A 13,961-nucleotide genomic window follows, 5' to 3' on the forward strand; every position below is an offset into this window, starting at 1 on the left:
TTTATCGGCGGCCCCACCATGATTGTCGTTCTGGTGCTGCTCTTCCGGTTCTTTCTCAGGGACTCGCTGAAAGAGGAAGCTATCGACCAGGCGGACAAAGGTATCGCCGGCAGCATGGAAGGTCATGCGGCCATGTCGATGGGAGAACAGCACGGCACCTGGAAGCAACGGCTTGGTTCGAAGCAAGGCTGGATTGCAATCAGCCACAGCTACGTGATGAACTGGTCGATGCTGTGGCGCGACATTGGTATTGGTTTGCTCGTCGCCGGCGCGCTTGGTGCCTGGGTTCCGGACAGCTTCTGGCAGAAATTCTTCCTCGTCAGTCATCCAGCGGCCGCCATGATTTGGGGAGCGTTCGTGGGACCGCTCATCGCGGTGGCGTCCTTCACGTGTTCGGTCGGTAATGTACCGCTCTCTGCCGTGCTATGGAACGGCGGCATCAGTTTCGGCGGTGTCGCCTCTTTCATCTTTGGCGACCTCATCATCCTCCCCATCCTGAACATCTACAGGAAGTATTACGGCGGCAAGATGACGGTGTTCCTGACTGTCACTTTCTACCTTGCGATGGTCGCCGCCGCGCTGGTCGTCGAAGGCCTGTTCCAGGTGCTCGGCTGGGTTCCGATGGAACGGCATACGGCAGTCGTCGACGCAGCGATTACCTTCAGCTACACGACAGTTCTGAACATCATCTTTGGTGCTATTTTCATCGTCTTGACGGTCGCATTTTTCAGAACCGGTGGCCCGGAAATGATGCGAATGATGGAAAGCGTTGAGCACGACCATGGAGGACATGGGCGTCATGGCTCCGCCCATCCGCACCATCAACATCACGGCCGCTCGGAATGACCTTCCAGAAGGAAATTCAAGTTGTAAGCGATGCTCCATCGTGCGCCATCAGCCGTTCTGGCGCAGCGGCTGGAAAAAACGCGCGCGAAATCCACCGTCGACGTTCTCGAGCACCAGGCGGCCGCCGGTCCGCCGTGCAATCTCGGAAACGATGGAGAGGCCGAGCCCGCTTCCCGATGCAACGGAATGGTCCAGCCGGTAGAACGGTTCCAGCACACGCTTGAGCTCTCCATGCGGAATACCCGGGCCCGAGTCGACGACTTCAAACATTACCTCGCTTCCTGCCTGAACGACGGACACGTCCACCTTCCCGCCTGCCGGCGTATATCGCACCGCATTGTCGACCAGGTTTCTCAGCACCACCGTGACTGACGACACATCGACGACGGCATCCATTTCATCGAAATGCTCGAACCCAAGGTCAATATCTTTCTCGCGGGCATGCCCAATCGTGGCGTTAATGACCTCGGTTGCCACGGCTCGCAGTGACACCGTAGTCGGCTGCTCCAGCGCTCCCTGTTCGGACCTCGCCAATGCGAGCAGCTGCTCCACCAGCCTATGGGTGCGGCGCAGTCCGGCCTGGAAGGCCACGACATCAGCGCGAGCGCGGCCGGCATCGCGACCCAGAAAATGACGCGCTGACGATGTCGCACCGAAGGCACCGCGCAAGCTTCACCCACCGCACATTCTTTGGACCTGGCGTAGAGCCTGCGGAAAGCGACCGCGAAAAAAGCGATGGAGATGGCGACAAATAGGGGTTGGAACGGCCGCAGCGCGGTCAGGCGGGAACCCCAGGCGCCCCCGACTCCCAGCACGACAAGCAGCAAGGGGCCCGCGCAGCAAGCGGATGCTCCAAATGCGGCAGCAGTTCCGGCTAGCAGGGAACCGGTGGTGGCCCAGCGACGTCGCATCGCACTTCCTTTTCGGACTGGTTGAGTCTAGTCTAGGTGCGTACCTAAGTACGGAGTCAAGCGCACCATGCAGGAAATGACCATCGGACAACTGGCTGAAGCGGCAGAGGTCAATGTCGAAACCGTGAGGTACTACCATCGCCGAGGGTTACTGCCGATACCGCCCCGTCCCACCGGTGGCATCCGGCGATATCGGGCAGGTGTGCTGAGGCGACTGCGCTTCATCAAGCGGTCGCAGTCCCTCGGCTTTTCGCTGGACGAGGTGGAAGCCTTGTTGTCCCTGCACGACGGTCAGACGTGCAGGGCTGCGCGCGCAATCGCGGAACACAGGCTCGCCGACGTGCGCCACCGCATGCAGGATTTGTCGAGACTGGAGGCAGCGCTGGCGACCCTGGTGCACCGCTGTTCGACGTCGAAAGGAAAGATGTCGTGCCCGCTCATCGATACGCTTATGGACGGCGGTGACCTGACCCAGTGAACACATCAGTCCGGTTGTGTCAGCGCAGCACATCCCTGCGCCACACAACCGGGATAGAGCAAACCAGTGTGACGAGTTTGGCGCTGAGCAGCCCACCCGAGCCTTACCGGCAACCGCGACGCGCGAGGGCAATCTTTTCGTCATCGGGACGTCTAACAATAAGGCTGTTTATCTTTGGGTAGAATGAAATGCTGAAAGTCATTCGCAGATATCTGCTCGCTTCGAGCCTGTTACTGACCGTCGGTAGTGCCTTCGCCGGCGAACAGGCGTTTAACCAGGCACAGTTCGACAGGCTGAACGCCGACGGGAAGCCAAACATCGTCTACTTCCATGCGACCTGGTGCCCCACCTGCAAGGTCCAGCAACCGATTGTGGACCGTCTGGCAGCGAGCCCGGAAATGAAAGACGTGACCATTTTCGTGGCCGACTACGACAAGGAAGTCGCCCTGAAGCGGGCGATGAAAGTGACCCAGCAGTCGACATTCGTTGTCTTCAAGGGCGGCCACGAAGTTGCGCGCTCAACGGGGCAGACGCGCGAGCAGGACATCAGGAACACGTTTGCGAAAGCCCTGTAATGGATTTCACTCCGGGTACGTACGCGCTCGGGTTTCTGGCCGGAGCCCTGACAACGCTATCACCGTGCGTGCTCGCCTCATTCCCATACTCGTGGCGTCGGCCTTGGCAGCACAACGGCTGGGGGTTGTTGCACTCGCCGCGGGATTGAGTGTGTCCTTCTCGGTCATCGGCATTATTGTCGCGACGGCCGGTGTGTCGTTGGGACTAGATAACGACGTGTTCCGTCGCGTGGCCGCCGTGCTGATGATTCTCTTTGGGCTCGCGATGTTTTCCCAACGGCTGCAGGCCGCTTTCAATCGCGTGGCCGCTTGTACAGGTGGTCCCAGCCAGCGCTGGCTGGGCCGGATAAAGGGCAACACCTTGTCTGGCCAGTTCGCGGTCGGACTGCTTCTGGGAGCCGTATGGAGTCCCTGCGTCGGCCCGACACTGGGCGCCGCAACCACGCTCGCCGCTCAAGGCCGGAATCTCGGCAATATTGCGTTGTTGATGGGCATCTTCGGCGTCGGAGCGAGCCTTCCGCTGGCGGTACTCGGCTCCCTTTCGCGGGCCTCGATATTGCGGCTTCGAGGTCGACTGCGCTCTGCGGGAACCATCGGGAAAACGGTTCTCGGGACCGTGTTCATCGCGTTCGGTCTGCTCGCGCTTACGGGACTGGACAAGACGCTGGAGACAGCGCTGCTGTCTGCCAGCCCGGCGTGGTTGACGACATTCACAACGTCGCTTTGAGCAACCAGACGCGGATTTCAATGGTCCGCGCACAAAGCGGACTTCGCCTTCGCCTGTCCGCCACTCCAACAACCTGAATCCCATCCAACCCGTAATATCCGGTTTCAGAATTCACCAACCCATCGTCAATGCGGGCGTCTGCGACGTTGAACGGCAAAGGGCTTGTCAGGGCAAGCGCCCTATCATGGCGCCAAGGACAAGAAGCCCGGTGCAACACATGGCAACGGGCTCAACGCCGTGTGACATGTTGCCCGTCCGAAATAGCCTCTGAAGGCTACTCCTTCGCAAACAACACCGCTTCCTCAAACAGGTCATCGAGCGAAGTAAAGGCTGGACTGCCTGCTTCGATTGCCAACCAACGCTTCATGGGGCAACGGCCAAACGGTTGGAAGAATGTGCAACCTGGCGTCTCCAATAGTGCGGTAACTACGAGTTGCGGGAGCCTGAGTGCAATCTGGTTTCTCACGCATGCAATCAATACCCTGTTCAAGGGTAAGTCCGCTTACTTCGCGGCTCACCTCCACGTCGGCAAATCACAGATGCATGGGTGGGCGAAGGAACAAGTACGAATGAGTCTTCCGCGCCTTGCGCTGACCGCGTTCTGTTGCGGTTGTGCAATTGCAGACATCTTGCTCGGTAACCGTGTGATGCTTTCGCTGCGACCCGCGCCGCAGTGTCAGAACCGTCGACTGGTCGTAAGTGGCGGCACGGGAGCCCGGCGGCCGCGAGACGAGCTTCGTGTGGACCTCGAAGAATTGATTCATGTTGGGGAAATGAAAAGTGCCACCGAAGCGGCGAAGCGGATTGGGGTTTCGCTGAAATTTCTTCGAACGACTTTTCCTAACGAACACGCGCTCCTAGTTCAACGCGGCAGTGACCTTGTCAAAGCCATTCGGGGTGAGGCGTCGGAGACTTTCGACCAAGTTTATCTGGACGAGCACAAAGCACTTTGCGATGCCGGCATCTATCCTGCGCGAAGGCGGGTGGTCGAGCGAATGCGGGGGAAAGTCAAAACGTTGGGAAGGCGCCAAGACGTGCAGAGAGCCCTGCGGAAAGCACACGCCCAGACGGGGGTAATGGTTGCGCGAGGTCGGGAGCCGGAGCGCCTCTTGTTGCCGGGTCGTCCGAGTTGCGGACAAACGGAGGGAAAAGTCTAGGACGGGACTTTTTGCGGCTGTTCGTGCTACTACAGGTGTCGTTTACGACATCTGTAGAGTAATGCCACAAGGATTTCGGGGGATTTCTGCGGAAAACTAGATGGTGCGCCCGGCTGGGATCGAACCAGCAACCCCTGCCTTCGGAGTTTTACTGGCGCATCACGCACCGTTATAAATCAACGCCTTACGCAACTCGCAAGCTGCAAAACCAAGGCTAAACCAATTCAATCAGCATCAACCGATGCCATCCCAGCTGCAATTTAGCTGCACACACGCGTTCGTCACGCAGCGGCCGGTAAGTTCCAGATATCAAGCCGAGACGTCCATTCCACATTGGAGTCGCTCGCCCCGCAGACCGCTTGCGGCATGGCGGCGTTCTGGACACGGCGCTCACCCAGTTCCTCTTGTATTGTCAGACGGTTTACGGTCTATTAGCGGATATTCTGGCGATAACGTGTTGTGCGCTAGGCCGAATCTATACGGGAACACCTCGGGGACCCCGTCAGCACGAGCGTAGCCGTTCCGTCCGCGACGCGAGCCTAAGACTGCTGGCAGATTATTTACCAAACCATGGCAAAAGCAAAAACCCAACAAAAAAATGGAAGCAAACCGAAAGCAAACAAGAAGCTTGTTACGCTTCCAGAAATTTTCACGGGTGCCGGTTTTACTCCAATAGAGACCGACGGCATACATTTTGAGGTCGCTGGTCGCACTGGGGAAATAGACTTTATTTTTTCTTATAAAAACGTAGTCGTTATTTGCGAAGAGACAACCGGGATGAACGGCGTCTCTGCACACTTCTCCAAGAAAAAGCTGTTCCATGAAATATTGACCGACAACAGGGCCGAGTTTTACAAAATTTATTGCGAAAAGAACAACGATTTCGAAAAATACGTGAACGAAGGCGAGTACGAAGCAGAAGACTTGGAGATGCGACACATCTATTTTTCGTCTGCTATGGACTGCGATGCGAGTTTATATACTCATAGCAATCCATTGAAAATAATGAAGCGCGCGGACGCAAATTATTTCAAATCGCTCGCAAAGACAATCGGCAAATCTTCGAAATACGAGTTACTTAAATATCTTGGGGTTTCCCTCGCTCAGGTCGGAGACACAAAAGCGTCGGGGGCCAAAGTAAGCTCTCTGGGATATGACACCTTTGTACTTTCGGGAAATCACATCAACTATCCTACAGGCTTCGGCGTCGTGTCGTTTTACGCCGATCCTGCCTCGTTGATAAGTAGAGCCTATGTTTTGAGACGAGACGGCTGGGAAGACGCCCAGATCTCGTACCAACGGTTTTTGGTCCCTGTAAAACTCGCTTCGATGCGGAAATACCTTGCAGAAACAAGGAAAGTTTTCGTTAATAATTTAATCGTGACCCTACCCAATCATGTCCAGATTATTAACAACAAAACAAATACTCCAGTAGATCTATCTGGCACATTTAAGGGAAATGCAATGCTTACCCTCCCGGAAGAGCTCGGGACGGTGGGCATAATTGATGGTCAGCATCGTGTTTTCTCTTACTATGAGGGCGAAGATAGTGCCGAAAGCGCGATAAAGAACTTGAGAAAGCGGCAAAATCTACTTGTTACCGGCATTGTGTTTCCGGACGATTACACTGATTTCCAACGAGTTAAATTTGAAGCTGAACTGTTCCTTAGCATCAACAACACTCAGACGGGAGTTAAGGCAGATCTCCGCCAGGAATTGGAAGCGCTTATTAATCCGGCATCGACGATTTCCATTTGCAAAGCCGTGATTTCCGCACTCGCGAAGTCTGGTCCGCTGTCAGGCTTCTTGCAGGAAAGCCTGTACGACCCGCCAGAAAAAATCCGCACTTCTTCCCTCGTGAGATATGTGCTCCCGAGTCTGCTGAAAACCGATGGACAAGGCTCCTTGTATAGCCTTTTTTCGCCAAATGCAGATGCCGATCTAGAGGACGACATCTCGCGATCCGCGTATATACAGTTTTGCCAAGAAAAGATAAACCTAGTCTTACTTTCGCTTCGCACGCAACTTCAACAGAAATGGAAGCCACGACACAAAGGAGAGGTAGGCATCCTGTCACCCACGTCGATAGGCGGATTCCTACTTATGCTGAGGGACATCATCAACGGTTACGATTCGCCATTCGGCTTTGACTTCGATAAGCAACTAGAGGGGATAGCCTCCTTCCCCTTCGAGAGCTATACCTCCAGCGCTTGGGCTCAAGTTGGAGCAGCCCTCGCGGCGCAGTTCTTCGATTGTTGACACCGGCCGATAGATCTTTGCCCCTAGACCAAGTAACATCGGGCGAAGAGGACACCCATGACCAAAATTCCTGTTTATCGTTCCACGAAGACCTGCATTCAAGGTTCCGCCACTCGTCAAGCTTCCTTGTTCTGCGGCGATGCGCTCGAACTCGCCGGGTCCATGTCACCTGAAACCGTCGATGTTATTTTTTCGTCTCCGCCGTACTGCATTGGAAAGGAATACGAGTCTGCAAGAAGCGTCGAGGACTTTCGATCAATGCATAGCGAGCTTCTTCCGGAGCTCATCCGTTCACTGCGCCCTGGCGGTAGCTTTTGCTGGCAGGTCGGGTCACATGTGAAGAACGGCGTAGTGACACCGCTTGACTACATCGTGTTCGCAGAAATGGCTCGGTTCCCGGAAATGCGTCTTCGGAACAGGGTTATCTGGAGTTTTGGCCATGGCCTGCATTGCGCAAACCGCTTCAGTGGCCGCCATGAGGTAGTGCTGTGGTTTACCAAAGGGGACGACTACTATTTCGACTTAGATTCTGTTCGCGTCCCGCAGAAATATCCGGGAAAAACCCACACCCGCGGTCCACGAAAGGGAACCCCTAGCGGCAATCCTCGCGGGAAAAACCCCGGCGATGTATGGGACGTGCCAAATGTTAAGGCGAACCATGTCGAAAAAACCGAGCACCCGTGCCAGTTCCCAGTCGCATTGCCCCAGGTCTTCATCCGCGCTCTCACCAAACCAGGCGATTTAGTTTTTGACCCGTTCTGCGGAAGCGGCACCACAGGCGTCGCAGCGCTACTTGAGGGGCGTCGGTTCGTGGGTTCAGAAATCGACGCGTCATACGTAGCTATCGCCAAGGAGCGCATGGCGGACGCATGCGACGGGACCGCAGCTGTCCGTCCGTGGGACAAGGCCATCCATGTGCCGAACAAGTCTTCGAAGGTGGCTAGACCGCCCGAGGAGTTCATAACGGTACAAGGATTAGTCTGCCATCCCCAATCCGGCTTGGGGATGGTCTGAATTGTCGAAGATCCGGAGCCTTCGTCTTCCCTTGGGCGACACGAGTCCCACAGGAGGAACGAAGGCGCGAGGCAGCAACTATTCCGACTTCTGTTAGCTGCATAAGGACGCGTCAAGTGCGCATCGAAATGCATCAATTCGTCGAGAGTCTTTTCGCGCGATGACGCACATGAAAGGGCAAAGAGCCGTTACCATGCGCGCATCAAAATCGGCCCCCTAAGCGAAGTCGGCAGGCGGGGAGGGGACTGCAAAAAAGCATAGGTGATGATGGCTTGCTTATATCGGCCCAAAGCGCCAGCCGTCTACGGTGGCCAATTTGCCGGCCGCAGCAATGAGTTGGGGCGACTTATTTCACCGGGTCGGCGCGCGGCCTTCGCAAGGGGCGTGGATCGGCCATAAGCTGTCAGTCGTCAACGTCTGCTCTGGTGCGCGCCGGCTCCTACTTTCGATGCCTTCGGTGACATAGACGGACCGCGAAAGTTTTTCTACACTGAGAATGGCATTCCCTCTGGGAGGTGATGATGCCTATTCCTATTCCCATTCCCACGCCATCTCCAACCGAACTGTTTGAAATGGGGCGTTACCTGCGGGGTTGGTGGTCCAGAAGTCGTGCAAGCAAGCAGCTAGATGCCGCAAGGCTGGGCCGGTCGTGTCCCCAGCTAGAGAGATGGCTGTTGCAGTTGTACCCGGCTCTTGAAAGGCCATGGGACGAGGATTCATATCCGGTGGTCATGTTTCCCGCACCTGCGGGACAGATGACGCAGCCCGAGTCTGTCTTGGGACGGCTCGCTCCCGAACAGGTGAGTATCGATCCGGATCTTGCAATCGCTGGACAAGAGTATGTCGACTTCCTTCAGAAGATTGCTCCTCGTGATGGTGGTCCCAAAGACCTGCCGACATACGCAATGAGAGAGATTCGCTTTGGCGACGCCATCACGCTCGATTGCGGCATGGGAACGTACTTTGGCGCCTTGCGCACATGTGACGTTCTCGAGTGGGAAATCCTTGCGTTTGTCGCCGAGGCACAAAGAGGGGCCAAAAGCGTAGAGCCCCTGCTCAACGCGCTGAAGTGCCGAATGCGCGTTCATTCGCTTTCCGCGCAGCCAGTCATGCAGCCAACAGGCAGAAGCGCCGCTGTAGCAGTCTCCACGGTGGTCGTCTTTCGCAGGGCCGATGACTATGGCGTCATCCTGCAACGACGATCCGCGGCTGGTGTGGCAGTACATGGGGATCTTTGGCACGTGGCCCCGTCCTTTATGTTCCAGCCGATTGCTGGAGATACCGCCCGCGAGTACTCCGTGGTTCACAACATCTATCGCGAGTATCTGGAGGAGTTGTTTCGCGTTAAAGAGGCTTCGCAGGCGCCCAGCGTCATCTCGCATGACTACTTTTACGGAAACCGGAATCTGATCTTTCTTCGCTCACTGTTGGACCGAGGTGATGCATCTCTTCTTTTCACGGGCGTCGCAGTAAATCTGCTAAATCTGCGGCCCGAGATATGCACAGTTCTTCACATCAGCTCGCCCGATTGGTTCTCAAAGCATAGTCGGGGCATTGACGGCGTCGATCGCTTGGAGCTTAATGAAGAGTTTCTTGGTGATCGTTTGTGCGTACGGCCGATTGAGCAAGTGAGGAAGGGCGATCCTGCCCCCGAGGACACGGTTCCTCCCGGGTCCGCCGCTCTATGCTTGGCCTTGACGTCGCTAAGGAAGCAGCGGTTGCCAATCTCAGCATAGCGTCTGCAAGTCAAGGAATTTGTAGCAGTTACACCGAAGCATATGGAGGCCCGGCCAATGGTGCCTTCAGAGTTGCAGTTCAAGGTCCGCTCTTCGATGGCAAACTTGTTTGCTCGATGTCAGATTTGGGTCGATCTGAGCCATTCGACCGCATACATTGGGCGCACTTGGCGCGCCCAATTGCCGTTCGTGACATGCCCGCTCCGGACGAAACCCCTGTCGCTTACGCGGCGGCCTTCGGCGTCTAGATCGAATACGGAACGAACCTCACAACTTCGTCGCCGATCCAGTCATTGAGCTGCGCGAACCGCCGTTGCAGTGGCTCGATTTCATTACGCCCGAATACCTCGGCGGCCGTATCGGCCGCGCCAAAGCCCCCGGTATTGCTCGGCACGATCCCCATGAGCTGCGGCGGGATACGATGAGCCGCGAGCAAGTCGTCGCGCGTCACATTCTTGATGTTGAAAAACTCGTCTTTCGCCGTGACTTCGGAAACGGGAATGAGCTGAATGCCGTCTTTCTTGCCGTTCGGCGCGTACATAAACAGGTTTCGGAAATTGCCCGGCCCCTTGCTGTTTTTCAACGCTGCGCGCATGTCGTCAACATCGGTTTGCGACTGCGCCGCATCCGTCATGTACAGGATGAAACCCGCGTGCGAACCATTCTCGTAATACCGCCGACGAAACAGCGTCGCCGATTCGTTCAACCATGCCGCGTGCAGGGCGCCGAGATATTCGGGCAAGCCGTACACCTCCTGGTTAATGTCCGGTTCCATCAAGTGATGCACTGTCCCGCCGGCGAACTCGTGCGACGCTTGCCACCCGTTGACCTGATAGAAACGTTGCAGGTCCGTCGCGCGGCGCATGTACTTTGCCGGCGCACGTCTGAGCGCGAGCGGCCGGCCCAGGCGGTTATCCTGCCGCTCCAGGTATCCATTGCCGAACGTGAGGAAGTCGAGCGCCCACTTGTCGAATTCCTCACGCGTGAGCAACCTGTGCGGAATGAACGTCGCCGATAGCACGTTGCGTTTGAAGTAGATCGCCGAGCCGTGATGGACGCCGGCGCGAAATGTCTTTGCCAGGCCCGACCACGACACCGGCGGCTCGAACCAGTTGCCGGCCGACCACGTTTCGACGTAATCCAGAATCTCGGCGCGATCCATCACCGGCACGGCGTCGCCGAAGGTGAAGGCCTCGGCCCTCAGCGGCGTCGACGGTGCGGCCGGCGCCGGCGGTGCGGCGTGCATGTTGCGGTTTCGCTTGCTCAATTTGAGAACTCCATAAAGCCGGTATTGTTGGCGGTGACGCCCTCTAGCGGTTCATTGCCGAGCGCGTGCAGACACGCCCATGCAAGGTCCGCGTGTCCTGTTTCCTCGTTACGGCTCGCTTCATAGGTGACTTTCTTTCCGCTCGCCGTCATGGTCTTGCGAATCGCCATGAACGATTGCGCCAGGTCTGTCCATCCGGCATCGAATTCGAGCCGGCCCTTGCCGATCACCGACAAGCCTTTGAGCACCAGGCGGCCTTTCACCTCTGGCGAATAGTTGAGCGCGATCGCGTTCGGATAGAACTGCCTGACGAGCTGATAGACGCCCTGGCCGATGCCCGTCGTATCGATCGCCATATAGGCGACGTTGTATTGCGTTGTGACCGTGCGTATCGCCTCGGCCTGGGCCTCGAAATCCATGCCGCGCCATTGGCACTTGTGCAGCACGCGAAACTTGCCACCAGGCACCGCCGGCGGTGCGATGACGATCAAGCCGGCCGAGTCGCCGGATAGTGCAGGGTCATAGCCGACCCAAACCGGCCGGAAACCGAAAGGGCGGGGCGCGAGCGGCTTGAAGTCGTCGGCCCATTCTTCCCATGAGTCGACCATGCAGCGCTGTAAATCCGCGAGCGGGAATATCGACGCCGTGTCGTCGATAAACTGGCACATCAACAGATTGGCGTATTCCTCTGGACTGTATTCAAGCCGCAGCTCGTCGATATCGAACAGGTCGCAACCGCCGGCGACGGCATCCTCGACGGTGACGATCTGGCGCCACTGGCGATCCTCGCAAAGCCGGCCGCCGGCGAGTGCCTTGTGCGTTACGTCGAAATGCACATGCTTGTCTTTCGAGCGGCCCTTGTTGGCGTGCTCGCCTGTCCAGAACGTATAGGCGCCGTGCGCGATACTCGATGGCGTAGAGAAATACGTCTTTCTCCACTGCTTGTGCATCGCCATGCCCGATGCAACCTTGTTGAGCTGCTGAAATCCACCGACCCAGAAATATTCGTCGAAATAGAAATTGCCGTGATAGCTCTGCGCGGTGCGCGAGTTAGTGCCGAGAAAGATCATTTCGGCACCGTTCGGCAACACGATCGGGTCGCCTTTCAGCTCAACGTCTGCGGCCTCGGCGGCAAACTGCCGAATGTATTGCTTGAATACGTGCGCCTGTGCCTTGCTGGCCGACAAGAAAATCTGATTGCGACCCGTGCCGATCGCGTCGTCCAGTGCCTCGCGGGCGAAATACCACGTCGCGCCGATCTGCCGCGACTTGAGAATGTTGCGCGTGCGCTGCTCGCCCTGCCGATACCAGACCTTTTGATAGCCGAACAACGAATCTAGAAACGCCTCGCGAAGCCGCTCGGCCTGTTCGTCGCTGAATTCGTTTTGCGCGGGCTTCTCTTTGCGCGGCGCCGTGTTGCGTGCCTCGATGTTCGGATTCAGGTCGCTCTCTTTCCCCGTTTCGCCGTACTTGCGCACGCGCGCCGTGCGCTCGAACTGCCGGCCGAGCAAGTCGATTTCCTTGAAGTCCTGGCCGTCTTTCCTGTCCTTTGCAATGAGCACCGCAAGCCGCGTTTCTAGCGACGACTCGATGCGTTCGATCGGCGTCGCCTCGGCCCACTTGTCGCGCTGTTTCCATGCCTCGACGGTCGGCCGCTTTTCGCCAATGTGCCGAGCGATAGACGAGATGCGCCAACCCTGCCAGTAAAGCGCGCGGGCTATACGGCGTGGATCGGCATTCGATTCGAGTGCGGGGGCAATGTTGGCGGTTCCTAGCATGGCCCCAAGTTTCTCGCGCCGCGCGCGCGCAAGCACGCCTAACCGTATGTATCCAAAGCGAAAACAATCGGCGCACGTTGAGCGTTCGCACGCTCACCCGCAATATGTGAACTCACGTTGAACCCTTTCCGAACCTGTTGGAGACCTAACGATGCAATCTCGCAAGCTGTCGCTTATGTCTTTCGCCGTTGCGGCGATTGCGTTCGCTTTCACAATGGACGCACACGCGGCGACGCTCGCCGTTGACACCGTTTTCAAATCCGTCGATTTTGTCGGTGCGCTGGCATCGCACGGCGTCGGCCTGGGCGCGCTCGCGATCGGTTCCGTCGCGGCGACCGGCGCACCCGACTCGGTCAAGCACGCGGCAACCAGGTTTTTCCGCATCGCTGTCGAAGGTGCGACGACTGACGGCCGCACCATCGCCCGCGAATGGCTCTCGCAAATGGCGAAGAACTACAACCGCGATATTTACGGCGCACGCATCAACCTCGAACACTATCGCGGCATCGTGCCCGATGGCCCGTTCAAGGCATACGGCGACGTGCTCGCGCTCGAAACCCACGACGAAACTGGCCCGCTCGCCGGAAAGCTCGGCCTCTATGCACAAATCGCCCCAACGCCCGAGCTGGTCGCGCTGACGAAGGCGAAGCAAAAGATTTACACCTCGTGCGAAATCGATCCGGCGTTCGCCGACACGAAGCAAGCCTATCTGATCGGCCTTGCCGTGACCGATAGCCCCGCGAGCCTCGGCACCGAGATTCTTTCTTTCGCAGCTCAAAACCCGAACGCATCACCATTCACCGGCCGCAAGGTGACGCCGACGAACCTTTTCACCGCCGGTGCCGAAACCGTGATCGAGTTTGAAGAAGAGGCCGACGACACGCCGAGCCTGCCGTCGCTGTTTGTCCGCGTTAAGGAAGTGCTCGGCTTTGCGAAGAAGAAGGCCGCGACCGACGAGACGCGTTTCGCTGACGTGGCGCAAGCGGTGGAAGAACTCGCCACGCACGGCGCGGAACAAGCCGACGCAGTAATCGCGACCGGCAAGCTCGTCGCGGCCCTCGAAACGAAGGTCGCCGAGCTGACCCAGGCACGCGAAGCCGATCGCAAAGCGTTCGACGAGCTGCAAGTGCAGCTCTCGACCACCGGCAACGGCCAGCCGCAACGCCCGACCACCACGGGCGGCGACGGCGCGATCGTGACCGACTGCTAACCG

Annotated in this window: 12 protein-coding genes; 8 read left to right on the forward strand and 4 right to left on the reverse strand. The window is 57.5% G+C overall.

All coding sequences use genetic code 11. From position 1 onward, the window contains the following. The first annotated feature begins 18 nt into the window (after positions 1 to 18). Positions 19 to 846 (forward strand): permease, encoded by an 828-nt coding sequence (locus tag SB772_RS24300; RefSeq protein WP_410835751.1) that lies wholly within the window; start codon positions 19 to 21, stop codon positions 844 to 846. A gap of 48 nt (positions 847 to 894) precedes the next feature. Here the strand turns inward: SB772_RS24300 and SB772_RS24305 are convergent, their stop codons facing one another. Together SB772_RS24305 and SB772_RS24310 are read right to left on the reverse strand one after the other, a co-directional pair. Next, entirely contained in the window at positions 895 to 1,242 is a 348-nt protein-coding gene (locus SB772_RS24305; RefSeq protein ID WP_410835752.1) for a sensor histidine kinase, read from the reverse strand. Continuing rightward, entirely contained in the window at positions 1,200 to 1,757 is a 558-nt protein-coding gene (locus SB772_RS24310) for a mercuric transporter MerT family protein (protein ID WP_410835753.1), read from the reverse strand. The genes SB772_RS24305 and SB772_RS24310 overlap by 43 nt, the downstream gene beginning before the upstream one ends. Positions 1,758 to 1,824: 67 nt before the next feature. Between SB772_RS24310 and merR the strand changes: the two genes are divergently transcribed. From merR to SB772_RS24340, 6 genes are all read left to right on the forward strand, one after another. Then, a complete protein-coding gene (merR, locus tag SB772_RS24315) occupies positions 1,825 to 2,235 on the forward strand; it encodes an Hg(II)-responsive transcriptional regulator (RefSeq protein WP_410835754.1) in 411 nt (136 codons plus the stop codon). Between the two features lie 188 nt (positions 2,236 to 2,423). Further along, a complete protein-coding gene (locus SB772_RS24320; RefSeq protein ID WP_410835755.1) occupies positions 2,424 to 2,810 on the forward strand; it encodes a thioredoxin family protein in 387 nt (128 codons plus the stop codon). Positions 2,811 to 2,913: 103 nt separating this feature from the next. Continuing rightward, positions 2,914 to 3,537 carry a cytochrome c biogenesis CcdA family protein gene (locus tag SB772_RS24325; protein ID WP_410835756.1) on the forward strand — a complete coding sequence of 208 codons (624 nt, stop codon included), beginning with the start codon at positions 2,914 to 2,916 and terminating at the stop codon, positions 3,535 to 3,537. 1,727 nt (positions 3,538 to 5,264) lie between these two features. Then, on the forward strand, positions 5,265 to 6,953 hold the full coding sequence (locus tag SB772_RS24330; protein ID WP_410835757.1) for a hypothetical protein: 1,689 nt from the start codon (positions 5,265 to 5,267) through the stop codon (positions 6,951 to 6,953). Between the two features lie 57 nt (positions 6,954 to 7,010). Next, positions 7,011 to 7,967: a DNA-methyltransferase gene (locus tag SB772_RS24335; protein ID WP_410835758.1), complete on the forward strand. Its 957-nt coding sequence runs from the start codon at positions 7,011 to 7,013 to the stop codon at positions 7,965 to 7,967. A 755-nt stretch (positions 7,968 to 8,722) separates the two neighbouring features. Next, positions 8,723 to 9,703, forward strand: a complete 981-nt coding sequence (locus SB772_RS24340; RefSeq protein ID WP_410835759.1) for a hypothetical protein — start codon at positions 8,723 to 8,725, stop codon at positions 9,701 to 9,703. Between the two features lie 244 nt (positions 9,704 to 9,947). Here the strand turns inward: SB772_RS24340 and SB772_RS24345 are convergent, their stop codons facing one another. Together SB772_RS24345 and SB772_RS24350 are read right to left on the reverse strand one after the other, a co-directional pair. Next, positions 9,948 to 10,949 carry a phage portal protein gene (locus SB772_RS24345; RefSeq protein WP_410835805.1) on the reverse strand — a complete coding sequence of 334 codons (1,002 nt, stop codon included), beginning with the start codon at positions 10,947 to 10,949 and terminating at the stop codon, positions 9,948 to 9,950. Positions 10,950 to 10,966: 17 nt separating this feature from the next. Beyond that, positions 10,967 to 12,748, reverse strand: a complete 1,782-nt coding sequence (locus tag SB772_RS24350) for a terminase ATPase subunit family protein (protein WP_410835760.1) — start codon at positions 12,746 to 12,748, stop codon at positions 10,967 to 10,969. Between the two features lie 151 nt (positions 12,749 to 12,899). Between SB772_RS24350 and SB772_RS24355 the strand changes: the two genes are divergently transcribed. Further along, a complete protein-coding gene (locus SB772_RS24355; RefSeq protein WP_410835761.1) occupies positions 12,900 to 13,958 on the forward strand; it encodes a GPO family capsid scaffolding protein in 1,059 nt (352 codons plus the stop codon). Positions 13,959 to 13,961: the final 3 nt, after the last annotated feature.

It is taken from the genome of Paraburkholderia sp. SIMBA_030, assembly GCF_046535245.1.
GTDB lineage: Bacteria > Pseudomonadota > Gammaproteobacteria > Burkholderiales > Burkholderiaceae > Paraburkholderia.

Excerpts from the sequence above, each read along its gene's own strand:
- SB772_RS24335 (WP_410835758.1), top strand. The coding sequence starts at position 7,011 with ATGACCAAAATTCCTGTTTATCGTTCCACGAAGACCTGCATTCAAGGT.
- SB772_RS24310 (WP_410835753.1), bottom strand. The coding sequence starts at position 1,757 with ATGCGACGTCGCTGGGCCACCACCGGTTCCCTGCTAGCCGGAACTGCT.
- SB772_RS24345 (WP_410835805.1), bottom strand. The coding sequence starts at position 10,949 with ATGCACGCCGCACCGCCGGCGCCGGCCGCACCGTCGACGCCGCTGAGG.
- SB772_RS24300 (WP_410835751.1), top strand. The coding sequence starts at position 19 with ATGATTGTCGTTCTGGTGCTGCTCTTCCGGTTCTTTCTCAGGGACTCG.
- SB772_RS24330 (WP_410835757.1), top strand. The coding sequence starts at position 5,265 with ATGGCAAAAGCAAAAACCCAACAAAAAAATGGAAGCAAACCGAAAGCA.
- merR (WP_410835754.1), top strand. The coding sequence starts at position 1,825 with ATGCAGGAAATGACCATCGGACAACTGGCTGAAGCGGCAGAGGTCAAT.
- SB772_RS24305 (WP_410835752.1), bottom strand. The coding sequence starts at position 1,242 with ATGGATGCCGTCGTCGATGTGTCGTCAGTCACGGTGGTGCTGAGAAAC.
- SB772_RS24350 (WP_410835760.1), bottom strand. The coding sequence starts at position 12,748 with ATGCTAGGAACCGCCAACATTGCCCCCGCACTCGAATCGAATGCCGAT.
- SB772_RS24320 (WP_410835755.1), top strand. The coding sequence starts at position 2,424 with ATGCTGAAAGTCATTCGCAGATATCTGCTCGCTTCGAGCCTGTTACTG.
- SB772_RS24340 (WP_410835759.1), top strand. The coding sequence starts at position 8,723 with ATGACGCAGCCCGAGTCTGTCTTGGGACGGCTCGCTCCCGAACAGGTG.
- SB772_RS24355 (WP_410835761.1), top strand. The coding sequence starts at position 12,900 with ATGCAATCTCGCAAGCTGTCGCTTATGTCTTTCGCCGTTGCGGCGATT.